The following is a 23,891-nucleotide window of genomic DNA, read 5'->3' as shown; positions in this document are numbered from 1 at the left end:
GCGGATGAAAACCTTCGCCCCCACCTCCGCAAAGGGCGCTGGAATATCGTTTCTTCAACGAATTCCGGCGCGATGCTGAATGCGGCACACAGCATGCCCGCCGAGCCTCGCGGGCATCGCTCCGGCGCGTTCGCAAGGAGATGGCAACGTGGTGCGAAGCAGGGCGAAGGCCGCGGCCGACGCCGCGGACCGGCTGCTGAAGGCCGGTCAGCTGCTGCGGAAGTCCCCGACCACCCTCGATCTGAGGGCCGTGTACCGCACGGACCAGAAAGTCAATGACCGTCCTTATCGGGAGCGGTGGGCGCACGACAAAGTCGTGCGCTCCACGCACGGCGTCAACTGCACGGGCTCCTGCTCGTGGAAGGTGTACGTCAAGGACGGTCTGATCACCTGGGAGACCCAGCAGACGGATTATCCGAGCGTCGGACCCGACCGGCCGGAGTACGAGCCCCGCGGCTGCCCGCGCGGCGCCTCCTTTTCCTGGTACACCTATTCGCCCACCCGCGTTCGCCATCCGTTGGCCCGCGGGGTCCTGGTGGAAATGTACCGGGACGCCAAACGCCGGCACGGCGGCGACCCCGTGGCCGCCTGGGCCGAGCTGACCGGTGACCCCGACCGGCGGCGCCGCTACCAGCGCGCCCGCGGGCACGGCGGCTTCGTCCGCGTCGACTGGGACGAGGCGCTGGAGATCGCCGCCGCCGCCCAGGTGCACACGATCGCCGCGTACGGCCCCGACCGCGTCGCCGGTTTCTCCCCGATCCCCGCCATGTCGATGGCCTCGCACGCGGTCGGCGCCCGCTACCACTCCCTCATCGGCGCCCCGATGATCTCCTTCTACGACTGGTACGCCGACCTGCCGATCGCCTCCCCGCAGGTCTTCGGCGACCAGACCGACGTACCGGAGTCGGGGGACTGGTGGGACGCGGCCTACCTGATGCTGTGGGGCTCCAACGTCCCCGTCACCCGCACCCCCGACGCCCACTGGATGGCGGAGGCCCGCTACCGGGGCCAGAAGGTCGTCGTCGTCTCCCCGGACTACGCGGACGCCACCAAGTTCGCCGACGAGTGGCTGCACCCGCACCCCGGCACCGACGGGGCGCTCGCCATGGCGATGGGGCACGTGCTGCTCACCGAGTTCTTCGTGCGCCGCCAGGTGCCGTACTTCACCGACTACGTCAAGCGCTTCACCGACCTGCCCTTCCTGGTCGCCCTCGACGAGCACCCGCAGGGGCAGGCCGAGGGGCGTACGGCGGGCCGCCGCACGCCCGGCAAGTTCGTCACCGCCGCCGACCTCGGGCTCGGCCGGCACGCCGACGCCGGGGCGCGGGCCTGGATGCCGGTGCTGATCGACGCCGACACCGACGACGTGGTCGTGCCCAACGGCACCCTCGGCGACCGGTGGGGCAAGGACGGCCAGGGGCGCTGGAACCTCGACCTCGGCGGGGTCGACCCGCTGCTCACCCTGCACGGGCACACCGACGGCCGCGGTGACAACGGTGTCGAGGTGGTGCTGCCCCGCTTCGACGAACCGGGCGCCACCGTCGTGCGCGGCGTACCGGCCCGGGAGATCGGCGGCCGGCTCGTCACCACCGTCTACGACCTGCTGCTCGCCCAGTACGCCGTGGCCCGCCCCGGACTCGCCGGCCACTGGCCCGGCGGCTACGACGACGCCGACGAACCCTGCACCCCCGCCTGGCAGGAGCGCATCACCTCCGTGCCGGCCGACGCGGCGGTCCGCGCCGCCCGGGAGTTCGCGCGCACCGCCGAGCAGACCCGGGGCCGCTGCATGATCGTGATGGGGGCGGGCACCAACCACTGGTTTCACTCCGACACCATCTACCGCTCCTTCCTCTCCCTGCTCATCCTCACCGGCTGCCAGGGCGTCAACGGCGGCGGCTGGGCGCACTACGTCGGCCAGGAGAAGGTCCGCCCGTACACCGGCTGGCAGCAGCTGGCCACGGCCGCCGACTGGGTACGGCCCTCGCGGCAGATGGCGGGCACCCCGTACTGGTACCTGCACACCGGCCAGTGGCGGTACGAGTCCCACGCCGCCGACGCCCTCGCCGCGCCCACCGCGCCCGGCACCTTCGCCGGGCTCCACACCGCCGACCTGGTCGCCCAGTCGGCCCGGCTCGGCTGGATGCCGTCGTACCCGACCTTCGACGCCAACCCGCTCGACCTCGGCCGCCGCGCCCGCGAGAGCGGTCGGGAACCCGGCGACTGGCTCGCCGATCAACTCGGCTCGGGCGCCGTCGACTTCGCCTGCGAGGACCCGGACGCGCCCCGCAACTGGCCGCGCGTGCTGACCGTGTGGCGGGCCAACCTGATCGGCTCCTCCGCCAAAGGCAACGAGTACTTCCTGCGCCACCTGCTCGGCGCCCGCGACGGCGCCACCGCCGACGAGGCGCCGCCCGGGCACCGGCCGCGCTCCGTGGCCTGGCGGGACGACGCCCCCGAGGGCAAGCTCGACCTGCTGCTGAGCCTCGACTTCCGGATGACCTCCACGACGCTCTTCTCCGACCTCGTGCTGCCCGCCGCCACCTGGTACGAGAAGCACGACCTGTCCTCCACGGACATGCACCCCTTCGTGCACGCCTTCAGCCCCGCGATCAACCCGCCGTGGCAGGCCCGCACCGACTTCGAGATCTTCCACTCCCTCGCCCGCCGCTTCGGCGAACTCGCCGCCGGCCGCCTCGACACGGCCCACGACCTGGTCGCCACCGCCCTCCAGCACGACACCCCCGGCGAAACGGCCCAGCCCGGCGGCCGGGTCACCGACTGGCGGGACGGCCGCACCCCCGTCGAGCCGGGCCGCAACGCCCCGGCCGTGACCCTCGTCGAACGGGACTACACGGCCGTCGCCGACCGGCTCGCCGCCTTCGGGCCGCTGGCCGAGGAACACGGCATGACCGTCAAGGGCGTCACCGTCAACCCGCACGAGGAGGTCCGCTGGCTCGCCGCCCGCTGCGGCACGGCCCCCGCAGGACCGGCTCACGGCCGCCCGCTGCTCGACACCGACGTCAAGTTCTGCGAGGCGATCCTCGCCCTGTCCGGCACCACCAACGGCCGCCTCGCCGCCGAGGGCTTCGACCGCCTCGCCGACCGCGTCGGCCCCGGCGCCGGACTCGCGGAGCTGGCCGCGTCGGTGGGGGAGCGGCGGGTGGTCTTCTCCGACACCCAGGAGCGGCCGGTGCAGGTCGGCGCGAGCTTCGAGTGGTCCGGCAAGGAGGCGCCCGACCGGCGCTACTCGCCCTTCACCGTCAACACCGAGCACAAGAAGCCCTGGCATACCCTCACCGGCCGCCAGCACTTCTACGTCGACCACGACTGGATGGCGGAACTGGGCGAGCAGCTCCCGGTCTACCGGCCCCCGCTGAACCTCGCCGAGCTGGGCGACGCCCCGGCCTCGGCCGGCGACGGCCGCGCGGTGACCGTCCGCTACCTCACCCCGCACGCCAAGTGGTCCATCCACTCCGAGTACCAGGAGAACCTGCTGATGCAGACCCTGGCCCGCGGCGGCCCCGTCGTCTGGATGAGCCCCGCCGACGCCGCCGCGATCGGCGCCGCCGACAACGACTGGGTCGAGGCCGTCAACGCGCACGGCGTCGTCGTCGCCCGCGCGATCGTCTCGCACCGCGTCCCGGACGGCACGGTGCTGATGTACCACGTCCAGGAACGCCTGGTGAACGTGCCCAAGTCGGAGGCGAACGGCCGCCGGGGCGGCGTCCACAACTCCCTCACCAAGCTGCTGGTCAAGCCCACCCACCTCATCGGCGGCTACGGCCAGCTCTCCTTCGCCCCCAACTACTACGGCCCCACCGGCAACCAGCGCGACGCCGTCACCACCATCCGGCGCCGCTCCCAGGAGGTCACGTACTGATGCGCGTCATGGCACAGGTGGCGATGGTCATGAACCTCGACAAGTGCATCGGCTGCCACACCTGCTCGGTCACCTGCAAACAGACCTGGACCAACCGCACCGGCACCGAGTACGCCTGGTTCAACAACGTCGAGACCCGCCCCGGCCAGGGCTACCCCCGGGGCCACGAGGACCAGGAGAAGTGGAAGGGCGGCTGGCGGCTCAAGGGCGGGCGCCTCGTCCCGCGCAGCGGCGGCCGGGCCCGCCGCCTCGCCCGCCTCTTCGCCAACCCGGACCTGCCCACCCTGGACGACTACTACCAGCCCTGGACCTACGACTACGAGAACCTGACCACCGCCCCCCTCGGCGACGACATCCCCACCGCGCCGCCCCGCTCGGCGATCGACGGCCGCCCCACCGCGATCACCTGGGGCCCCAACTGGGACGACGACCTCGGCGGCGGCCCCGACCAGCTCGCCGCCGACCCGCTGCTGGCCCGGATGAGCGAGCGGGTCCGCCTCGACTACGAGCGGGCGTTCATGTTCTACCTGCCCCGCATCTGCGAGCACTGCCTCAACCCGTCCTGCGTCGCCGTCTGCCCCTCCGGCGCCCTGTACAAGCGCGTCGAGGACGGCATCGTCCTGGTCGACCAGGACCGCTGCCGGGGCTGGCGGATGTGCGTCAGCGGCTGCCCGTACAAGAAGGTCTACTTCAACCACGCCACCGGCAAGGCCGAGAAGTGCACCTTCTGCTACCCGCGCATCGAGGCCGGCGACCCCACCGTCTGCTCCGAGACCTGCGTCGGCCGCCTCCGCTACCTCGGCGTGATGCTCTACGACCCCGACAAGGTCGGCGCCGCCGCCTCCGTCACCGACGAGAAGGACCTGTACGAGGCCCAGCTCGGCTGCTTCCTCGACCCCGACGACCCCGAGGTGGCCCGCGCGGCCCAGGCGTCCGGCATCCCGCACGACTGGGTCGAGGCCGCGCGCCGCTCCCCGGTGAACGCCCTCATCACCCGCTACCGCGTCGCGCTCCCGCTGCACCCGGAGTACCGCACCATGCCGATGGTCTGGTACGTCCCGCCGCTCTCCCCGGTCGTCGACGCCCTCACCGGCAGCGGCCACGACGGGGAGGACCCGGCCGCGCTGTTCGGCGCGATCGACACGCTGCGCATCCCCCTCGGCTACCTCGCCGAACTCTTCACCGCGGGCGACCCCGGGCCCGTCGAGGCCGCCCTGTGCCGGCTGGCCGCGATGCGCTCCCACATGCGGCGCGTCAACCTCGGCGAGGAACAGGACCCGCGGATCGCCGAGGCGGTCGGCCTCGACGAGACGGGCATCCTGGAGCTGTACCGGCTGCTCGCCCTCGCCAAGTACGACGAGCGGTACGTCATCCCGACCGCCTACACCGGCTCCGTCCCCGACCCCGGCGGCACCGGAGCGGGGTGCAGCCTGGACGGCGTGGGCGGGCCCGGGATGATGCCCGAGGGCGCCGGCTTCGACCCGGACTCCTTCCACGCGCCGCCCACCGCTTCCGGCACCGCCACCTCCCTGCGCAACCGGGTCAACCTCCTGAACTGGAACGGGAAGGGACGCCCGGACGGCCTCTTCCCGCGCGCCCGCGGCACCGTGCGGACGGAGCCCGAGCTGTGAGCCGCAGCCGTACCGCCCACACCGCCCACGCCACCGTCGTCTTCCAGGCCGCCGCCCTGCTCCTCGGCTACCCGGACCGGGACTGGCCCCGCCGCCCGCGCACCGTCCGCGAGACGGTCGCCGCACTCCCCGGCCCCGAGATCCAGCTCCTGCTCTCCTTCTGCGACCGGGCGGAGCGGGAGGACCCGCTCGCCGTCGCCGCCCGCTACGTCGCCACCTTCGACCGCAGCCGCCGCCGCTGCCTCTACCTCACCTACTACACCGACGGCGACACCCGCCGCCGGGGCGCCGCACTGGCCCGCATCAAGTCCGTGTACCGCGGCCACGGCTGGCTGCCCCCGGACGACGAACTGCCCGACTTCCTGCCGCTGATGCTGGAGTTCGCCGCCCGCGCCCCCGAGGCGGGCACCGCCCTGCTGACGGACCACCGCGCCGCGATCGAGGTCCTGCGCTACGCCCTCGAAGCCCACCGCAGCCCCTACGCCGCCCTCCTCCAGGCCGTCTGCCGGTGCCTGCCGGGCCAGGCACCGGCCAGCCGTGAGGAGGCCCTGCGCCTGACCCGTACCGGCCCGCCGGCCGAGGCGGTGGGCCTGGACGTCCTGGGACCCTTCCCCGCCCAGCCCCGGCCGCACGACGAGGGAGCCCGCCGATGAGGCACCTGCACATCGCCCTGTGGGGCGTCCTGCCGTACCTGACGCTGGTGGTGCTGGTGGCGGGCACCGCCTGGCGCTACCACTACGACCGCTTCGGCTTCACCACGCGCTCCAGCCAACTGCACGAGAGCCGCCTGCTGCGGGTGGCGGGCCCGCTCTTCCACTACGGCCTGCTGTTCGTGATCGCCGGGCACGTCGCGGGCCTCCTGGTCCCCGAGTCGCTGACCGACCGCCTCCACGTCAGCGAGCACCTCTACCACGCCAACGCCCTGATCGCGGGCGGCACGGCGGGCCTGGCCACGCTCGCGGGCCTTGCCCTCCTGCTGTACCGCCGGGTGCGCACCCCCGCGATCAGAGCGGCGACCAGTCGCAGCGACCGCGTGGTCTACCCGGTGCTGCTCACCGTCGTCCTCGCCGGACTGACGGCCACCGCGTCCGGCGCGACGGCCGAGTCCGCGTACGACTACCGGCTCGGCGTCTCCGTCTGGTTCCGCAGCCTGTTCGCCCTGGACCCGGACGTGACCGCGATGGCCGAGGCGCCGCTGGTGTACCGCCTGCACGCGCTGCTCGCCATGGCCCTGTTCGCCCTGTGGCCCTTCACCCGCCTGGTGCACGCCTTCACGGCGCCGCTGGGCTACCTGGTGCGGCCGTACGTCGTGTACCGCTCCCGGGGCCGCGGCGAGGTGCGGGCGGGCCGGCCGGTCCGCTGACGCTCAGCGGGCCGCCGGGCGGCGCCGACGGCGCAGCGCCGGGTCGAGCAGCGCGGGCGTGGCGTCGAACTTCTCGTGCGCCGCCAGGTCCGTGCCGGGCGGGACGATGGCGTCGATCGCGTCGAGGACGTCGTCGGAGAGCACGGTGTCGGCGGCGGCGAGCTGGGAACGCAGGTGGTCCAGCGTGCGCGGGCCGACGAGCGCGGCGGTGACGGCCGGGTGCGCGGTGACGAAGCCGAGCGCGAGCTGGATCAGGGTGAGCCCGGCCTCGTCGGCGACCGCGGCCAGCTTCTCGACGGCGTCCAGCCTGGCCCGGTTGGCGGGCAGCGCGGTGTCGAAACGCTCCGGCAGGACCGCCGACCGGTGCGTGGCGACCTCCCGCCCGGCGCGCACCGCGCCCGACAGCCACCCCGAGGCCAGCGGGCTCCACACCAGCACGCCGAGCCCGTACCGCTCGGTCACGGGCAGGACGTGGCTCTCGACGCCGCGCTGGAGGACGGAGTAGCTGGGCTGCTCGGTGACGTACCGGCCGAGCCGGTGCTCGCGGGCCGCCCACTGGGCCTCGACGATGCGGTAGGCGGGGTAGGTCGAGGAGCCGAAGTACCGGATCTTCCCGGCGCGCTGCAGATCGGTGAGCGCGGACAGGGTCTCCTCGTCACTCGTGTTCGGGTCCCACCGGTGGATCTGGTAGAGGTCCACGTGGTCGACGCCGAGCCGGCGCAGGCTGTTGTCCAGCTCGGTGACCAGCCAGCGACGGGAGGCGCCCTGGTGGTTGGGCTCGTCGCTCATCGGCATGTACGCCTTCGTGGCCAGCACGATGTCGTCCCGGCGCCCGGCGATCGCCTTGCCGACCATCTCCTCCGACTCGCCGCCGCTGTACCAGTCGGCGGTGTCGATCAGGTTGATCCCCGCCTCCAGGGCGGCGTCGACGAGGGCGGTGGCCTCGTCCTGGGTGGTGCCCCCGATGCTGCCGAAGTTCATGGCGCCGAGCGCGAGCGAGCTGACCTGCACACCGGTGCGGCCCAAGGTGCGGTACTGCATGACGGTTCCTCCACTGGGGTGGTTCGCGTAGGGGTCGAGGCATGACTTGGTGGCGGGCTCGACGCTCTGGCATCATGGAGAGGCCAAGCGGAACACCGTCCCGTTTACTCGTCCAACGATACGGAACGCTGTCCCGTTTATCAACTGCGGCGGTGCCGACACGGCGACGAGGGCGAGAACGGCAACGGGATCGGGCATGGCACCGGGAACGGCGAAGGGACGGAATCGGTGAAGGACGGCGAAGCGGCGACGGGGCGGACAGCCTCCCGGCCCAAGCGTGCGGACGCCCGGCGCAACGAGAAGTCCCTGCTCGACGCCGCGGCCGCGGTGTTCGTCAGGTCGGGCGTGGAGGCCCCCGTACGCGACATCGCGGCCGAGGCCGGCGTCGGGACGGCCACGATCTACCGCCACTTCCCGACCCGGGCGGACCTCATCATCGGCGTCTACCGGCACCAGGTGGAGGCCTGCGCCGAGGCGGGCCCCGCGCTGCTGGCGAGCAGTTCCACCCCGTACGCCGCCCTCGCGACCTGGATCGACCGGTTCGTCGACTTCCTGGTCACCAAGCACGGCCTCGCCGCGGTCCTCCAGTCCGACCAGGCGGGCTTCGAGGCCCTCCACGCCTACTTCCTCGACCGCCTCGTCCCCGTGTGCACCGACCTCCTCGCCGCCGCGACCGCCTCCGGCGAGATCCACACCGACGTACCGGCCATCGCCCTCATGCGCGGCGTCGGCAACCTCTGCATCGGCGCCGAGACCCCCGACCCGCGCTACGACGCCCGGCAACTGGCGGGGGTGCTGGTCGCGGGGTTGCGCGCCGGGGGCTGACCCCGGCGGGCACACCGGGTGACGTCCGTCCGCTCAGCGCGCCCCCAGCGACAGGCCGACGCCGACCAGCACGCCGACCGCGACGAGGTCACTCCTTCACAGCCCGGATGGGTGGCTGGACAGCCAGTCCACATGACAGCCGCGCAGTCGGTCGCGCTCGCCGGGCTTGGCGAGCACCACGTCCGCACCGCCGTCGTACGGGTGGTGGATACGGCGCAGCTCCGTGTCCGTGACGAACACCTCGACCAGCGCCTCGTCGGCCACGGCGCGCAGCAGGGCGTCGAGACCGCCGCGCTGCCAGGGCCGCCGGTCCGCGTAGAGGCGTGTGTGGGTGTGAAAGGCCGGGTCGGGGTCGTCCTCGTCCGACTCGGTCCACCAGTGGACGCCGTTGGGGTGGAGTTCCCGCCGTGGTGTCGGGAAAGCGGCGGGCCCGTCGGGCGTACCGGACCAGTCCGTGGTCACGACGTACACCTCTTCGCCGGAGAACAACTCGTCGAGCACCGTGTTGTACCGGTGCAGCGCGATCGCGTACTCGTCCTCGCCCTCCGGATACCGCTTCGATCCGGGAAGGCTGTGGAAACGGACCCAACGGTCGGCGTACGCGCTGCGGAACGTGTGCGCGACGGGCGGACCCGAGGGGCGCCGGGCCCGCCACAGGGCGGCGAGCGTGTCGGGGAAGCGGTCCTTCACGGGCGCAGGTTACTCAGCAGTCCTTCCGCGGCGGGGTACGGCTGCTCCTCGGGCAGCAGGTTCCGTGCCGAGTCGAGGTCGCCCGCGCGTACGAAGCCGTGGATCTCGTGGGCGAGAGGGGTGACGTCGCGGATCCCGACCGTCCACTCGTCGGCGTACCGGCGTGCGGCCTCGCCGGAGAGGCCGAGTTGGAGGGAGCGGTACGGCAGGGGCCGCAGACGCAGGTCGCGTTCGGGGTCCCACTGGACGCGGGTGGGTGAGCGCTTCAACTCGCGCTGCCAGGTGGCCCGGTCGGGGTGCACGCCGGGCTGGTAGCCCGACAGGCACGCGTTGCGCAGGGCCCACTCGAAGCCCTCGCGGCTGATCTCGACGGCCAGCACGGTCTCCTGCCCCTCCTTGGCGGCCCATCCGCAGCGGTACATCATCCACAGGAACGACGGCTTGATCCACGTCATCCTGTCCCGCTTCCAGGCAGCGGGAAAACGTCCCTCGCTGGCGGCGGGGAGGCCGATCTCCGGGGCGTATGCCTGGTAGACGGTGACGGTGGACGCCGTGTGGACTGCCCGGACCTCGTGCTGGGGCTGGTGCATGGCGTACAGCGTGGGGCCGGGTGCCACGGCCCGGCCACTGCTTTTCGCCCGGGAAGACCGGATGCGCCTTCCGGCGTGGTGCCCGGCCATGGAATCGTTGGACGGCCTCGTGTGTTGCACACAGGGTGGACATGGGGCCGGCGACGTGCGGGCCGAGTGGCCCGGACGACCGAGCCGAGAGATTTTGGAGGGCCGCGATGGCTGCGCAGACGCAGAGGGCCGTGCTGGCGGGCGGATGCTTCTGGGGGATGGAGGAGCTGATCCGTCGGCTCCCGGGCGTGACCGCGACCCGGGTCGGATACACCGGGGGTGACGTGCCGAACGCGACGTACCGCAATCACGGTACGCACGCGGAGGCCATCGAGATCCTCTTCGACCCCGAGGTGACCGACTACCGCGCGATCCTGGAGTTCTTCTTCCAGATCCACGACCCGAGCACCAAGAACCGCCAGGGCAACGACATCGGCCTCAGCTACCGCTCGGCGATCTACTACGTGGACGACGAGCAGAAGCGGATCGCCGAGGACACCATCGCGGACGTGGACGCCTCCGGACTGTGGCCCGGCAAGGTCGTCACCGAGGTGGAGCCGGTCGGCCCCTTCTGGGAGGCCGAGCCCGAGCACCAGGACTACCTGCAGCGCTACCCCGACGGGTACACCTGCCACTTCCCGCGCCCGGGCTGGCGGCTGCCCGCCCGCAGCGAGGGCTGAGGGGATTGCCGAGAAGCGGTCCGGCCGGGTTTGCGGCCGGACCGTTTCTCGTGTGCGGGGCGCTCAGTGCGGCAGCGTCGCCGGGCTGCCCCCGTTCGCCTCGTACCCCGCCACCGCCAGCGCGCGGTAGACCGCGAACTCCGCCGCCGGGTCGGCCGACAGGGTCCAGGGCAGGGCGCCGACGTGGCCGTCTATGACCATCAGCTGGTTCATCGCCTCGGCCCAGCGCTCGCCGCGGACCAGGAAGAAGACCAGCAGGTGGCGGACGTGCGCCTGCATCGGGTCGTCCGGGTGGGCCGAGTGGACCGCGTGCAGCGCGCCGTGGACGGCCTTGGTGACGACCTCGCTCTGGTAGAAGCCGCTGACCAGGTTGACCTCGGGCAGGTGCTCGAAGACCGCGAAGAGCGGCATCGCCGCCAGCAGGGAACCCCGCGGGGCGCGCGCGGCCGCGGCCTCCGCGAAGGAGTACGCCAGCTCGCGCGAGCCGTGCCACTTCTCGCACCAGTACTGGAGGGCGGCCAGGTGCGCGCCCATGTGGTTCGGAGCGCGGTCCAGGATCTTCAGCCAGAGCTGCTCGAACTCCTCGCGCGAGTAACCGAGGCCGCGGGCCACCGACAGCTCGATGATGCAGGGAACCGGGTCCCCGGGCGCGAGGAGGGCCGCCTCGCCGCAGGCCGCCTTCGCCTCCTCCATGATGATCCGGAAGTCGTCCGAGCCCGGCGTCGCCGTGCGCCACGCCTGCTGCACCAGGAACTCGGCGTGCACCGCCGCGCCCCCCGCGTCCTTGGGCGCCTCCGCCCGCCACACCCGCAGCCACTGCCCGCCCGGTGTCTCCCCGACACCGCCGGGCCGCTGCCGCAGCTCCAGCGACGCGGCGCCCGCGAAGGCCTGCACACGCTGCCAGCGCCGCTCGCCCTTCGCCTCCGTACCGGCGAGGAGCTGCTGCGCCCCCCGGTAGTCCTGGGTGCGCTGCACCAGGTCCAGGACGTCCAGCAGGTCCTCGTCCGGACCCGGCATGCGGATGTCCAGCTCCTCCTCGCGGGCGAAGCCGTAGTTCGCGGGGTCGGCGGCGTCCGGGTGGCCGGGCTCGACCAGGCCGACCGCGCCGCGCCGGCGCCGCAAGAGCGGGAGCAGCACGAAGCCGAGCATGACCAGTGCCATCAGGACCCAGAGAATCTCCATGTCTCAAGCGAACCAGACGCCGCCGACAATTGGCCAACCTGTCCCCCGCCCTGTGGAAAACCCGCGAGGCGTTCCGCACGGCTACCCTCGGTGCCCATGAGCGACAGGCACATCAGTCAGCACTTCGAGACGCTCGCGATCCACGCGGGCAACACCGCCGATCCCCTGACCGGCGCGGTGGTCCCGCCGATCTATCAGGTGTCGACCTACAAGCAGGACGGCGTCGGCGGGTTGCGCGGCGGCTACGAGTACAGCCGCAGCGCCAACCCGACCCGTACGGCCCTGGAGGAGAACCTCGCCGCCCTGGAGGGCGGCAGGCGAGGTCTCGCGTTCGCGTCCGGACTGGCGGCCGAGGACTGCCTGTTGCGTACGCTGCTGAGCCCCGGCGACCACGTGGTGATCCCGAACGACGCGTACGGCGGCACCTTCCGCCTCTTCGCCAAGGTCGCCACCCGGTGGGGCGTCGAGTGGTCCGTGGCCGACACCGGCGACGCCGCCGCCGTGCGGGCCGCACTCACCCCGAAGACCAAGGCGGTGTGGGTGGAGACGCCCTCCAACCCGCTGCTCGGCATCACCGACATCGCGCGGGTCGCGCAGGTCGCCCGGGACGCCGGCGCCCGGCTCGTCGTCGACAACACCTTCGCCACCCCGTACCTCCAGCAGCCGCTGGCGCTCGGCGCGGACGTCGTCGTGCACTCGCTGACCAAGTACATGGGCGGCCACTCGGACGTGGTCGGCGGCGCGCTGATCGTGGACGACCAGGAGCTGGGCGAGGAGCTGGCCTTCCACCAGAACGCGATGGGCGCGGTCGCCGGGCCCTTCGACTCCTGGCTGGTGCTGCGCGGCACCAAGACCCTCGCGGTGCGCATGGACCGGCACAGCGAGAACGCGACCAAGGTCGCCGACATGCTCTCCCGGCACGCGCGCGTGACGAGCGTGCTGTACCCGGGGCTGCCCGAGCACCCGGGGCACGAGGTCGCCGCCAAGCAGATGAAGGCGTTCGGCGGCATGGTGTCCTTCCGCGTCGAGGGCGGCGAGCAGGCCGCCGTCGAGGTGTGCAACCGCGCGAAGGTCTTCACCCTCGGCGAGTCCCTGGGCGGTGTCGAGTCGCTGATCGAGCACCCGGGCCGGATGACGCACGCCTCCGCGGCGGGCTCCGCCCTGGAGGTGCCCGCCGACCTGGTGCGGCTGTCGGTCGGCATCGAGAACGCCGACGACCTGCTGGCGGACCTCCAGCAGGCGCTGGGCTAGAGCAGGCGCTCGGCCGGCGGAACGGGCTCACCAGCCCTCCCAGCCGGTCACGGGTGGGGTCGTCTCCGAGGGCGGCTCCACCCACGGCTGGACGGTCAGCGCCCACACCGTGAACGCCACGGCCGCGGCGCCCAGCAGCAGCCACATCAGGCGGCGGGCGGCGGTCCTGCGGCGCAGCATGCGGCCGCCCCGGCGGACGGCCTCCGCACAGAGGCCGGGCGGCACCCGCGGCGGCGACTGCTCCATGATCTGCCGCGCGGCGGCCTCGCGCCGGGGACGGTTCACCGGCACCTCCCGGTCCGCCACGCGCGCGTGCCGGCCGTCGCGCGCCTCGCCGGGCACGTCGCCGTACGGCTGCTCCGGGCGCTCGCCGGGCCGGTCACGGCGTGGCCGCCTTCGCTTCCGACGCCACCGGCCGGGCCGGTGCGGGCGACGGGTGCAGCAGGGTGGCCGTCGCGCGGTCGCAGAGCGTCCGTACCCGTTCCACGGGCAGGCCCAGCAGCGCGGCCGTCTGCTCCTCGGCGACGCCTTCGTACAGCCGGAGCACCAGGACCAGGCGTTCCTGCGGGGCGAGCGCGCCCAGAGGGCCCACGGGCCGCCGGCGGGCCCGGCCGAGGACGCCGTACCGGTGCCAGGCCTCCCGGGCGAAACGCGTGGCCAGGTACTGGCGGGCGCGGTCGTACGGGTCCTCCCCGTGCAGCCGGTCCCAGTACGCGTACATGTGGGCCAGACTCAGCGCCAGCAGCCGCCGCGCGCGAGGGTTGGCGTCCGGGGCCTCGGCGGTGAGCAGGGTCGCGGCGTGCAGCAGCCGCCCTGCCGCGCCCGCGACGAACGCCTCGAACTCGCGGGCCCGGCGGGCGTTCCGGGACGCATGCCGTTCTCGCACCGCGCCTCCCGCCCCTGCGGCGACGACCCCTGAGGTCTCATATCAGGCCAGGGGCGGCCCGCCGGTCAAGGGTTCGGCGCGAACCCGCTCCGAAAGCTCCGGAAAGCCGCGGAACGGCGTGCGAGGCGTCGCTCAGGAGCCCGCCTGCGCGTCGGTGGACGCCGCGCCGGAGGGGGCCATACGGGCGGACAGGGCGCCGTTGAACCGCGCGAGGAGCGCGCAGAACGTCTCGCGCTCCTGCGGCGCCCAGTCGTGGGTCAGTTCGGCCATGAGCTGACGCCGGGAGGAGCGCACCTCCTCCAGCCGCGCCACGCCGCGCGGCGACAGTTGCAGGACCACCGCGCGGCCGTCCTCGGGGTGGGAGGTCCGCTTGACGAGTCCGGTGTCGACGAGCGGGGCCACCTGCCGGGTGACCGTGGAGGAGTCGATCCCCATGCTCGCGGCGAGCGCCTTCACGCCCATCGGGCCCTCTTTGTCGAGGCGGTTGAGCAGCAGGTAGGCGGCGCGGTCCATGGAGTTGCGCACCTGGCCGACCCCGCCGAGCCGGGTCTGTTCGGCGCGTCGGGCGAAGAGCGCGACCTCGTGCTGGAGCGTCTCGAGAAGACCGGTGTCACCGGCGGTCGTCATGTCCATCGACATTTCAGGTGTTGTGGGCATGGCCGGGGGCTCACTTCGTGGAGGGCTGCTGATTGGGGGACAGGGTACGCGGCCGGGCGACAGGGCGTACCGGCGCTGGGCAAAGCGGGTCTCGGAGGTTGGTCACAACGGCGCGGGGCGGCCGGGAACTGCGATGCTGGAGGGCATGAGCTACAGCACGACGCGACTGGTCGCTCCCGTCACCCTCGACGACGTGCGCGGCGCCCAGAAGATGCTCTCGGGCGTGGCGCGGGTGACGGCCATGGAGGGCAGCAGGCACCTGTCCCAGCTGGTCGGCTCGCCGGTGCACTTCAAGTGCGAGAACCTCCAGCGGACGGGCTCGTTCAAGCTGCGCGGCGCCTATGTCCGGATCGCCGGGCTGCTGCCCGAGCAGCGGGCCGCGGGCGTGGTCGCGGCGAGCGCGGGCAACCACGCGCAGGGCGTCGCGCTGGCGTCGTCGCTGCTCGGGGTGCGTTCGACGGTGTTCATGCCGCAGGGGGCGCCGCTGCCGAAGATCAGCGCGACCCGGGACTACGGGGCCGAGGTGCGGCTGCACGGCCAGGTGGTGGACGAGACGCTGGCCGCCGCGCAGGAGTACGCGGAGCGCACCGGCGCGGTCTTCATCCACCCCTTCGACCATCCCGACGTCATCGCGGGCCAGGGCACGGTCGGGCTGGAGATCCTGGAGCAGTGCCCCGAGGTGCGGACCGTCGTGGTCGGCATCGGCGGGGGCGGACTGGCGGCCGGGATCGCGGTCGCGGTCAAAGCGCTGCGGCCGGACGTGCGGATCGTCGGCGTGCAGGCCGAGGGCGCGGCCGCCTACCCGCCCTCGCTGGCCGCGGGGCGCCCGGTCGCCGTCGAGAACCCGGCGACGATGGCCGACGGGATCAAGGTGGGGCGGCCCGGCGACGTGCCGTTCGGGATCGTCGGCGAGCTGGTGGACGAGGTCCGCACGGTCTCCGAGGACGAGCTGTCGACCGCGCTGCTGCTGTGTCTGGAGCGGGCCAAGCTGGTCGTGGAACCGGCCGGGGCGAGCCCGGTGGCGGCGCTGCTGAGCGCGCCGGACGCCTTCGAGGGGCCGGTCGTGGCGGTCCTGTCCGGCGGCAACGTGGACCCGGTGCTGATGCAGGGCGTGCTGCGGCACGGCATGGCCGCGCAGGGCCGCTATCTGGCGGTCCGGCTGCGGCTGACGGACCGGCCGGGAGCCCTGGCCACGCTGCTCGGGGTGTTGTCCGTGGTCGATGCCAACGTCCTCGATGTGAGCCACGTCCGAACCCATCCGCGGCTCGGGCTCACGGAGGCGGAGGTCGAACTGCACCTGGAGACGAAGGGCCCGGAGCACTGCGCCGAGGTCGGCCGCGCGCTGCGGGAAGCGGGATACACCGTCATCGCCTGAGCCCCCCGGGGCCCCTGTGCCGGAGTCGGCAGCCACCTGGTCACTCGTTCGGGGAACTGCATTGTGAGACGCGATACATCGCGTTATGGTGTGTCATAAATCGCTCGCTGAGCGCGGCGAAACGTACAAACCTAGGCTTTCCGAAGAATCCCCGACGACGTGGAGACTCATATGCCAGGCGCCATCTATGCCGAAGGCCTGGTGAAGACCTTCGGTGCCGTAAGGGCTCTGGACGGCGTCGACCTCGACGTTCCCGAGGGCACGGTCCTGGGCCTGCTCGGGCCGAACGGCGCGGGCAAGACCACCGCCGTCCGCTGCCTGACGACCCTGCTCCGCCCCGACAGCGGCAAGGCGGTCGTCGCGGGCATCGACGTCCTCAGGCAGCCCAACGAGGTACGCCGTTCCATCGGCCTCTCCGGCCAGTTCGCCGCGGTCGACGAATACCTGACCGGCCGGGAGAACCTGCAGATGGTCGGGCAGCTCTACCAGATGAAGGGCAAGGCCGCGAAGGCCCGCGCCATCGAGCTGCTCGAGCAGTTCCACCTCTCGGACGCCGCCGACCGTCCCACCAAGACCTACTCCGGAGGCATGCGCCGGCGGCTCGACCTGGCGGCGGCCCTGGTCATCTCCCCGCCCGTCATGTTCATGGACGAACCCACGACCGGCCTCGACCCCCGCAACCGCCAGGAGCTGTGGGAGGTCATCAAACAGCTGGTCGCCGGCGGTACGACCCTGCTGCTGACCACGCAGTACCTGGAGGAGGCCGACCACCTCGCCCACGACATCGCGGTCGTCGACCACGGCCGCGTCATCGCCCGCGGCACCTCCGACCAGCTCAAGGCCCGCACCGGGGGAGAGCGCGTCGAGGTCGTCGTCCACGAGCGCGACCACATGGGGACGGCCTCCGAGGTGCTCGCCGGGTTCGGCAAGGGCGCGACCACCGTGGAGAAGCACACCCGCAAGCTGACCGTCCCCGTCACCGGCGGCGCGAAGCTGCTCGCCGAGGTCATCCGCGAGCTCGACGTCCGCGGCATCGAGATCGACGACATCGGCCTGCGCCGCCCGACCCTCGACGACGTCTTCCTCTCCCTCACCGGCCACGTGGCCGAGGCGAAGGACGAGACGAACGGCTCGGCGGACGACGCCGGCCACGAGCAGGAGAAGGAGGCCGCCAAGTGAGCGCCGCCACCGACGCCGCGCCGGTCACGGCGCCCGCCCACCCCCTCGCCCAGTCCGTCCGCGACTCGCTGGTCATCGCCCGCAGAAACCTCATCCGGATGACCCGGATCCCGGAGATGGTCCTGTTCGGCGTCATCCAGCCGGTGATGTTCGTGGTCCTCTTCACGTACGTCTTCGGCGGCTCGTTGAAGATCGGCAACACCACCGACGCGGGCGTCTACAAGGACTTCCTGATGGCGGGCATCTTCGCCCAGACCGTCACCTTCGCCACCGCGGGATCGGCGGCCGGCATCGCCGACGACATGCAGAAGGGGCTGGTCGACCGCTTCCGCTCGCTGCCGATGGCCCGCGGCGCGGTCCTCACCGGCCGCACCGTCGCCGACCTCGTGCAGACGGCCATCACCCTGCTCGTCCTCGCGATCGTCGCGCTGATCGTGGGCTGGCGCACCGGCTCCGCCGACCCGACCAGCGCCGGCGAGATCCTGGCCGGATTCGCGCTGCTGCTGCTCCTGGGGTACGCCTTCACCTGGATCGGGGCGCTGATCGGTCTGTCCGTGCGCACCCCGGAGGCGGCGACCTCGGGAGGGATCATCTGGCTGTTCCCGGTGACCTTCGTCTCGAACGCCTTCGTGGACTCCAGTCAGATGACGCCCTGGCTGCGGCACATCGCGGAATGGAACCCGTTCAGCGCCACGGTGCAGGCCTGCCGCGAGCTGTTCGGCAACCCCGGCGTGGTGCAGTCCGACGCCTGGCCCATGCAGCATCCCGTCTGGGCCTCGCTGATCTGGTCCGTCCTGATCATCGCGGTCTTCCGGACGCTGGCGGTGCGCAAGTACCGCTCGGCGGCCATCTGACCGGGAGGCGACGTGACGAGCCCCCGGTGTCACGGGGACACCGGGGGCTCGTAGGACTGGTGAGCGGCGCGTCAGCCGTTGTACGGCTCGGCCTTGAGGATCTTCACCGAGGCGGGCTTGCCGTTGGGCAGCTCGTACTGCGCGTCGTCGCCGACCTTGTGGCCGATGACGCCCGAGCCCAGCGGGGACTGCGGGGAGTACGTCTCGATGTCCGAGCTCGCGTACTCGCGCGAGGCGAGCAGGAAGGTCAGCGTGTCGTCCTCGTCACCGTCGAAGGCGATCGTGACGACCATGCCGGGCGCCACCACGCCGTCGGCGGCCGGGGCCTCACCCACCTTGGCGCTCTCCAGCAGCTGGGTCAGCTGGCGCACGCGGAGCTCCTGCTTGCCCTGCTCCTCCTTCGCCGCGTGGTACCCGCCGTTCTCGCGCAGGTCCCCCTCCTCGCGAGCCGCGGCGATCTTGGCAGAGATCTCGGTGCGCGCAGGACCAGTAAGGTATTCAAGCTCCTCCTTGAGCTTGTTGTACGCCTCCTGGGTCAGCCAGGTGACGTTCTCGCTGGTCTGGGTCACGGGTGCTCCTCGTTGGTACTGGGAATACAAATCAACGCCCTACCCAGAAGGATGTTCCTTCACGGAAGGGCGAAACCACGAGCCTAACAATTCAGTGGCCAAAGGGGGAGGACATAAGCCGCCAGATTCCTGTCACCGCAGGTCAGACGGCTGGTATTGGGGGGCATTGGGCCCCGCCGGATCACTCCGGGTGGCAGCCGAGCAGCTCCGCCGTCGTCCCCGCGGCCTTGGTGCGCAGGGTGACGACCTTGTCGATGCGGGTGTCGTCCCCGTCGAAGCGGAAGTCGGCCCGGCCCACCTCGTCGCCGTCCTCGGCCTGGGAACGCACGGTGCAGTAGCCGGTGACGCCGGCGTCCTTGCGGACCTCCAGGTGCACCTGCACCGAGTCCTCGGCCAGCTCGAAGCCGATCAGCTCCCCGCTGATCTTGTTCTGGCCGACGTAGTGGTAGCCGAACCAGCCGATCAGGGCGAGCAGGAGGGCGCCGAGCACGGCGCCGACGACCTTGAGCGTGCGGTCGGCCCGTTCGTCCGAGGAGCGGCCGTACCGACCCTGGGGCGTCCGTGTGCTCGCCGTACTCATGATCGTCCTCTCCGTGGGAGCGGGTCCGAGTTCCGGGCCCCGGAATTATTCCGCCCCCCATTCGGTCACTATAGAAGCCGCCGATTGCGCCGACGCACACGGGCGCCGACTGACCCAAGGATTGAGTCTTGACTGACCAGCTGCGACTGATGGCCGTTCACGCCCACCCCGACGACGAGTCGAGCAAGGGCGCGGCCACCATGGCGAAGTACGTGTCCGAGGGGGTGGACGTGCTGGTGGTGACCTGCACGGGCGGGGAACGCGGCTCCATCCTCAACCCGAAGCTCCAGGGAGACGCGTACATCGAGGAGAACATCCACGAGGTGCGCAGGAAGGAGATGGACGAGGCCCGGGAGATCCTGGGCGTCGGGCAGGAGTGGCTCGGCTTCGTCGACTCCGGCCTGCCCGAGGGCGACCCGCTGCCGCCGCTCCCGGAGGGCTGCTTCGCCCTGGAGGACGTCGACAAGGCGGCCGGTGAGCTGGTGCGGAAGATCCGCTCCTTCCGGCCCCAGGTGATCACCACCTACGACGAGAACGGCGGCTACCCGCACCCCGACCACATCATGACCCACAAGATCACGATGGTGGCCTTCGAGGGCGCGGCCGACACCGAGAAGTACCCGGAGGGCGAGTACGGACCGGCGTACCAGCCGCTGAAGGTCTACTACAACCAGGGCTTCAACCGGCCCCGCACCGAGGCGCTGCACCACGCGCTGCTGGAGCGCGGCCTGGAGTCGCCCTACGGGGACTGGCTCAAGCGCTGGGACGAGTTCGAGCGCAAGGAGCGCACCCTCACCACCCACGTGCCCTGCGCCGACTTCTTCGAGATCCGGGACAAGGCGCTGATCGCGCACGCCACCCAGATCGACCCCGACGGGGGCTGGTTCCGGGTGCCGATGGAGATCCAGAAGGAGGTCTGGCCCACCGAGGAGTACGAGCTGGCGAAGTCCCTCGTGGAAACCTCCCTCCCCGAGGACGACCTCTTCGCGGGCATCCGCGACAATGCCTGACATGAGTGCAAGCGCAAGCCAGGCAATGACGCACCTCGTCACTCTCGCCGAGCTGGACGAGGACAAGGTCACCCCCGGCGTCCTCGGGTTCATCGTGTTCGCGGTGATGGCTCTGGCGGTGTGGGGACTGATGAAGTCCATGAACCGGCACATGGGCAAGGTGGACTTCAAGGAGGCGGCGGAGCAGGACGCCCCCGGCACCGGTGAGGCGAAGCCCCAGCGGGGTTAGACCCCGCCGGGGACGCAGCCCCGCGCGGCGGTGCGGCCCGGCGGGTGCTACGCCGTGACCGCCACGCCCATCACCTCCCTCGCCTGGCGGCCCGGGACCATGCCCAGCCGCCAGGCCTGCCAGCCCGCCTCCAGCTGGACACCGCGCTCCAGGAGCAGCTGGTAGGCGTCCACGTAGTCGTCCAGCTTGGGGTCGCGGGCGGGATGGCGGGCGCGGGACAGCTGGGCCAGCTCCTCCTGCGCCACCGCCGTACCGACCTCCACACCGCCGGGGGCGGCGTACGGCAGCAGCGTGCAGCGCAGGAAGCGGGCCCAGTCCTCGCCCCGCCGGTCGCCGTACCCGGCGAAGAGGGCGGCCGCCTCGTCGCACAGGGCCAGTGCCTGCGGCGTGCGCGCGTTGCCCGCGTCCACCACCGCCAGCTCCAGGCACGTCCACGCCTCCCCGTGCCCGACGCCGATGCGCTGGAAGTCGGCGCGCGCGTCGACCAGGAGCTGCCGGGCGAAGCCCGAGTTGCGCAGCGAACCGGTCTGGGCGGCCCGCTGGTCCCGGGTGACCCGCGCCGAGTGGTGCCGGGCGCAGGCCAGGCCGTACACGTCCCGCATCCGGGAGAACATCGTGCGGGAGCGTTCCAGCTCGCGCACGGACTGGTCCAGGTCGCCGGTCTCCTCCAGTGCCTGGCCCAGGTAGTAGACCGTCCAGGCCTCGCCGCGGGCGTCCTCGTTCTCGCGGTGCCGGGCCGCCGCCCGCCGCAGATCCTCCACCGCGTCCGAGGCGTCGCCGTCCACCAGGCGGACCCGCGCCAGCTGGGTCAGCGCCCAGGCCTCGCCGCGGGCGTCCTGGGTGCGGCCGTACAGGTCGAGGGCCGCCCGCAGGTCCGACTCCGCCCCCGGCACGTCACCCATGCGCAGGTGCAGCTGGCCGAGCTGGAAGTGGGCCCACGCCTGGCCGTGCACCGACTCGCCCGCCCGGTGCAGCACCAGCGACTCGGTGAGCAGCTCCAGGGCCTCCGCCAGCCGGGCCCGGTCGCGCTGCACCGCCGCCAGCGCGTGCAGCGTCCACGCCCGGTCCGTGGCCAGCTCCGGCGCGGCCTGGAGGTCCAGCGCCTCCTGGAGCTTGGCCGCCGCGTCGGTCAGGTTGCCCTGGTGGTGCAGCGTGATCCCCAGCGAGCACAGCGCCCGCGCCGCACCGGCGTCGTGGTGGGCGTCCCGGTACAGGTCGACCACGGAGGCCAGCGTCGTACGCGCCTTGTCCAGCTCGCCCAGCTGGCGGGCCGCGATACCGGTGCGCCACTGCACCGAGCGCACCAGCAGCCCCTGGTCCACGGACTGCGCCAGCTCGCTGATCTCCCCCAGCCGGTACAGGTCGCCCCGCAGCAGGCAGTAGTCGCACAGCGCGCCCAGCAGGTTCAGCACCGCGCCCTGGTCGACGCCCTCCGCGTGCCTGAGCGTCGCCGTGATGAAGCTCGACTCGTCGTCCAGCCAGCGCAGCGCCTCGTCCAGGGACGTGAAGCCGTACTGCCCGAACTGGTGGGAGCGGGTCGACATGTTCCCGTCGACCAGGCGCAGCACGGAGTCGGCCAGCTCGGCGTAGTTCGCGATGAGCCGTTCCTGGGCGGCCGTCCGGTCGGCGGGCTCCTCCTCGTCGGCGAGCCGGGCGCGGGCGAAGGCGCGCACCACGTCGTGCAGGCGGTAGCGGCTGCCCCGGACGTGGTCGATCAGGCCCGCCCGCGACAGCGCCGCCAGCTGCCGGGTCGCCTCCGTCTCGTCCGTGGCCAGCAGCGCGGCGGCGGCCGCGGCACCCAGCGAGGTGCGTCCCGCGAGCGCCAGGCGGCGCAGCAGCCGCCGGGCGGGCTCCGGCTGGTCGGTGTAGCGCAGCCACAGCGCCCGCTCGACCGGCTCCACCGGACCGTAGGCGCCCAGGTCGGTCGCCAGCGCGCGCGGCGAGCGCGGGCCCAGCGACGACCCGGCGACCCGCAGCGCCAGCGGCAGCCCGCCGCACAGCTGCCGGATCAGCTCGCTCGACTCGGCGTCGTAGGGCCCCGTGGCGTCCTCGGCCGCGGCGCCCAGCAGCTCCTCGGCGCCCGCCGCGTCCAGCTCCTCGACGGGCAGGTCGTACACCCGCGCGGGCAGGTCGGGCGGGAGCCGCAGCGGATGGCGCGCGGTGACCAGCACCAGGCTGTCCGAGCGCTCCGGCACCAGCGTGCGCACCTGCTCGGGGTCCGAGGCGTCGTCGAGGACGACGGTGACCGGGACGCCCGTCAGATGCTGGTGGTACAGCTCGCTGAGCCGCTTGACCTGCTGGTCGGCGGAGGAGCGCTCCCGGAACAGCAGCTGCTCGCGCGGCGCCCCGAGCCGGTTCAGCAGGTGCAGCAGGGCGTCCCGGGTGCTCAGCGGCGACTCGCCGCCCTCCACGGAGCCGTCCGCTCCGGATCCGCCCGCCCCGGAGCCGCCCGTCCCGGAGCCGCCCGACCCCGTCCCGGCCCCGCGCAGGTCGACCAGGCAGGCCCCGCGGAAGTAGTCCCGCAGCTCGTGGACGGCCCGGACCGCCAGCGTCGTACGGCCGCTGCCGGGCGCCCCGTGCAGCACCACCACCGTCGGCTTGGTCTCCGTGCTCGCGCGGGCCGCCTGCACCCACTGCCGCAGCCGCGCCATCTCCTGCCGCCGGCCCGCGAACACGCCCTCCGGCTGGGGCAGTTGCCCGAACGACTGCTCCAGGGCGTTGCGTCCCCGGGCGGCCGCGCTCTTGTCGGCGCCCCGCAGCTTCGGCCCGGTCTTGGCCGGCCCGGTGGACGCGGCGAGCATCCGCTGCTGGTCGAGGAAGGGCCGGATGCCGCGCACCTCCAGCGCGGTGAGCCATTGCAGCCGCAGCTGCTCGGGCCCGCCGGGCTGGCTGACCGCCCCGGCGCGGTGGTGGGCGGCCGGCACATGGGCGCCGACCACCTTGACCACGGTCGCCGCCGCGCCGACCACCCCGACCGTCACGCCCGCGCCCACCGCGGTGCCGGTGCCGGTGCCGAGCGCCACGTCGGCCACCACCGCGGCGACCGCCGCCACGGCGGCCACCAGCAGGGGAGTGCCGGCGCCCTCACGGGCGTAGCGCTGGCGGAAGGTGAGCTGCCCGGCCGCTGCCTCGTCCAGGGCGCGGGTGTAGGCCTCGTACTCCTCGCCGGCCGTCCCCGCCATCGCGTCGAGTGCCGCGCGGGCCCGGGAGAGCAGCACGGTCCCGTCCGTGCGTCCGCCCGAGCGCCGTACCTCCTCCTCCACGGCCCGCCTGAGCAGCCCTTCGGCCTCCGCCCGATGACTGTCCCGCATGTCGCGCCCCCTCCGGCGGCATCGGTGTCCTGCCGGGGCGCCCCAGGCGCCCCGGTGGCCCCAGGAGTCCAGAGCCCT

22 protein-coding genes are annotated in these 23,891 nt (G+C 72.7%); 12 read left to right on the top strand and 10 right to left on the bottom strand.

From position 1 onward, the window contains the following. Positions 1 to 148 precede the first annotated feature (148 nt). From ACIRGB_RS02285 to narI, 4 genes are read left to right on the top strand one after another with little or no spacing between them, the layout of a single operon-like run. A complete protein-coding gene (locus ACIRGB_RS02285; RefSeq protein ID WP_403857819.1) occupies positions 149 to 3,880 on the top strand; it encodes a nitrate reductase subunit alpha in 3,732 nt (1,243 codons plus the stop codon). Next, the gene (gene narH / locus ACIRGB_RS02280) at positions 3,880 to 5,511 is read left to right on the top strand and encodes a nitrate reductase subunit beta (RefSeq protein WP_403857817.1); all 1,632 of its coding nucleotides are present in this window, start codon (positions 3,880 to 3,882) and stop codon (positions 5,509 to 5,511) included. The genes ACIRGB_RS02285 and narH overlap by 1 nt, the downstream gene beginning before the upstream one ends. Further along, positions 5,508 to 6,164 (top strand): nitrate reductase molybdenum cofactor assembly chaperone, encoded by a 657-nt coding sequence (gene narJ, locus ACIRGB_RS02275; RefSeq protein WP_403857815.1) that lies wholly within the window; start codon positions 5,508 to 5,510, stop codon positions 6,162 to 6,164. Before narH ends, narJ begins: the two co-directional genes overlap by 4 nt. Next, positions 6,161 to 6,874 carry a respiratory nitrate reductase subunit gamma gene (narI, locus tag ACIRGB_RS02270; protein WP_403857813.1) on the top strand — a complete coding sequence of 238 codons (714 nt, stop codon included), beginning with the start codon at positions 6,161 to 6,163 and terminating at the stop codon, positions 6,872 to 6,874. Before narJ ends, narI begins: the two co-directional genes overlap by 4 nt. A 3-nt stretch (positions 6,875 to 6,877) precedes the next feature. Here the strand turns inward: narI and ACIRGB_RS02265 are convergent, their stop codons facing one another. After that, on the bottom strand, positions 6,878 to 7,915 hold the full coding sequence (locus tag ACIRGB_RS02265; RefSeq protein WP_403857811.1) for an aldo/keto reductase: 1,038 nt from the start codon (positions 7,913 to 7,915) through the stop codon (positions 6,878 to 6,880). Between the two features lie 228 nt (positions 7,916 to 8,143). Between ACIRGB_RS02265 and ACIRGB_RS02260 the strand changes: the two genes are divergently transcribed. After that, the gene (locus tag ACIRGB_RS02260; RefSeq protein WP_403857809.1) at positions 8,144 to 8,740 is read left to right on the top strand and encodes a TetR/AcrR family transcriptional regulator; all 597 of its coding nucleotides are present in this window, start codon (positions 8,144 to 8,146) and stop codon (positions 8,738 to 8,740) included. A 96-nt stretch (positions 8,741 to 8,836) separates the two neighbouring features. Here ACIRGB_RS02260 and ACIRGB_RS02255 read toward each other — a convergent pair whose 3' ends face one another. Together ACIRGB_RS02255 and ACIRGB_RS02250 are read right to left on the bottom strand one after the other, a co-directional pair. Then, positions 8,837 to 9,430 (bottom strand): hypothetical protein, encoded by a 594-nt coding sequence (locus tag ACIRGB_RS02255; RefSeq protein ID WP_403857807.1) that lies wholly within the window; start codon positions 9,428 to 9,430, stop codon positions 8,837 to 8,839. Next, positions 9,427 to 10,020, bottom strand: a complete 594-nt coding sequence (locus ACIRGB_RS02250; protein WP_403857805.1) for a DUF4291 domain-containing protein — start codon at positions 10,018 to 10,020, stop codon at positions 9,427 to 9,429. The genes ACIRGB_RS02255 and ACIRGB_RS02250 overlap by 4 nt, the downstream gene beginning before the upstream one ends. Before the next feature lie 197 nt (positions 10,021 to 10,217). Between ACIRGB_RS02250 and msrA the strand changes: the two genes are divergently transcribed. Then, entirely contained in the window at positions 10,218 to 10,730 is a 513-nt protein-coding gene (gene msrA, locus ACIRGB_RS02245; protein WP_403857803.1) for a peptide-methionine (S)-S-oxide reductase MsrA, read from the top strand. Between the two features lie 63 nt (positions 10,731 to 10,793). Here the strand turns inward: msrA and ACIRGB_RS02240 are convergent, their stop codons facing one another. Next, on the bottom strand, positions 10,794 to 11,912 hold the full coding sequence (locus ACIRGB_RS02240; protein WP_403857801.1) for a hypothetical protein: 1,119 nt from the start codon (positions 11,910 to 11,912) through the stop codon (positions 10,794 to 10,796). Between the two features lie 96 nt (positions 11,913 to 12,008). On the opposite strand from ACIRGB_RS02240, the gene ACIRGB_RS02235 reads away from it, so the two are divergent. Next, a complete protein-coding gene (locus tag ACIRGB_RS02235; RefSeq protein ID WP_403857799.1) occupies positions 12,009 to 13,163 on the top strand; it encodes a cystathionine gamma-synthase in 1,155 nt (384 codons plus the stop codon). A 27-nt stretch (positions 13,164 to 13,190) separates the two neighbouring features. On the opposite strand, the gene ACIRGB_RS02230 is transcribed toward ACIRGB_RS02235, so the two are convergent. The 3 genes from ACIRGB_RS02230 to ACIRGB_RS02220 all read right to left on the bottom strand — a co-directional run bounded on the left by ACIRGB_RS02230 (position 13,191) and on the right by ACIRGB_RS02220 (position 14,682). Then, positions 13,191 to 13,448 carry a hypothetical protein gene (locus tag ACIRGB_RS02230; RefSeq protein ID WP_403857797.1) on the bottom strand — a complete coding sequence of 86 codons (258 nt, stop codon included), beginning with the start codon at positions 13,446 to 13,448 and terminating at the stop codon, positions 13,191 to 13,193. 94 nt (positions 13,449 to 13,542) lie between these two features. Next, positions 13,543 to 14,049 (bottom strand): sigma factor-like helix-turn-helix DNA-binding protein, encoded by a 507-nt coding sequence (locus ACIRGB_RS02225; RefSeq protein WP_403857795.1) that lies wholly within the window; start codon positions 14,047 to 14,049, stop codon positions 13,543 to 13,545. A gap of 132 nt (positions 14,050 to 14,181) precedes the next feature. Next, complete coding sequence (locus tag ACIRGB_RS02220; protein ID WP_403858179.1) at positions 14,182 to 14,682, bottom strand: MarR family winged helix-turn-helix transcriptional regulator; 501 nt, start codon at positions 14,680 to 14,682, stop codon at positions 14,182 to 14,184. Positions 14,683 to 14,851: 169 nt separating this feature from the next. On the opposite strand from ACIRGB_RS02220, the gene ilvA reads away from it, so the two are divergent. From ilvA to ACIRGB_RS02205, 3 genes are all read left to right on the top strand, one after another. Further along, complete coding sequence (gene ilvA, locus ACIRGB_RS02215) at positions 14,852 to 16,081, top strand: threonine ammonia-lyase (RefSeq protein ID WP_403857793.1); 1,230 nt, start codon at positions 14,852 to 14,854, stop codon at positions 16,079 to 16,081. A gap of 171 nt (positions 16,082 to 16,252) precedes the next feature. Further along, positions 16,253 to 17,260, top strand: coding sequence for an ATP-binding cassette domain-containing protein (locus ACIRGB_RS02210; RefSeq protein WP_403857791.1), 1,008 nt, complete (start codon positions 16,253 to 16,255; stop codon positions 17,258 to 17,260). Further along, complete coding sequence (locus tag ACIRGB_RS02205; RefSeq protein WP_403857789.1) at positions 17,257 to 18,114, top strand: ABC transporter permease; 858 nt, start codon at positions 17,257 to 17,259, stop codon at positions 18,112 to 18,114. Before ACIRGB_RS02210 ends, ACIRGB_RS02205 begins: the two co-directional genes overlap by 4 nt. Before the next feature lie 71 nt (positions 18,115 to 18,185). Here the strand turns inward: ACIRGB_RS02205 and greA are convergent, their stop codons facing one another. Further along, on the bottom strand, positions 18,186 to 18,683 hold the full coding sequence (gene greA, locus ACIRGB_RS02200) for a transcription elongation factor GreA (protein WP_052839654.1): 498 nt from the start codon (positions 18,681 to 18,683) through the stop codon (positions 18,186 to 18,188). Positions 18,684 to 18,864: 181 nt separating this feature from the next. Beyond that, complete coding sequence (locus ACIRGB_RS02195; protein ID WP_403857786.1) at positions 18,865 to 19,263, bottom strand: DUF4307 domain-containing protein; 399 nt, start codon at positions 19,261 to 19,263, stop codon at positions 18,865 to 18,867. A gap of 128 nt (positions 19,264 to 19,391) precedes the next feature. Between ACIRGB_RS02195 and mca the strand changes: the two genes are divergently transcribed. Both mca and ACIRGB_RS02185 read left to right on the top strand, forming a co-directional pair. Next, a complete protein-coding gene (gene mca, locus ACIRGB_RS02190) occupies positions 19,392 to 20,273 on the top strand; it encodes a mycothiol conjugate amidase Mca (protein ID WP_403857784.1) in 882 nt (293 codons plus the stop codon). Continuing rightward, positions 20,266 to 20,502, top strand: coding sequence for a hypothetical protein (locus ACIRGB_RS02185; RefSeq protein WP_403857782.1), 237 nt, complete (start codon positions 20,266 to 20,268; stop codon positions 20,500 to 20,502). The genes mca and ACIRGB_RS02185 overlap by 8 nt, the downstream gene beginning before the upstream one ends. A gap of 47 nt (positions 20,503 to 20,549) precedes the next feature. On the opposite strand, the gene ACIRGB_RS02180 is transcribed toward ACIRGB_RS02185, so the two are convergent. Further along, entirely contained in the window at positions 20,550 to 23,813 is a 3,264-nt protein-coding gene (locus ACIRGB_RS02180; protein ID WP_403857780.1) for a tetratricopeptide repeat protein, read from the bottom strand. Positions 23,814 to 23,891 lie beyond the last annotated feature (78 nt).

This window comes from Streptomyces sp. NPDC102490, from assembly GCF_044765285.1.
Classification (GTDB): Bacteria; Actinomycetota; Actinomycetes; order Streptomycetales; family Streptomycetaceae; genus Streptomyces.
Note: the sequence above shows the minus strand (reverse complement) of the source record. Positions and strands in the feature narration are given on the sequence as shown.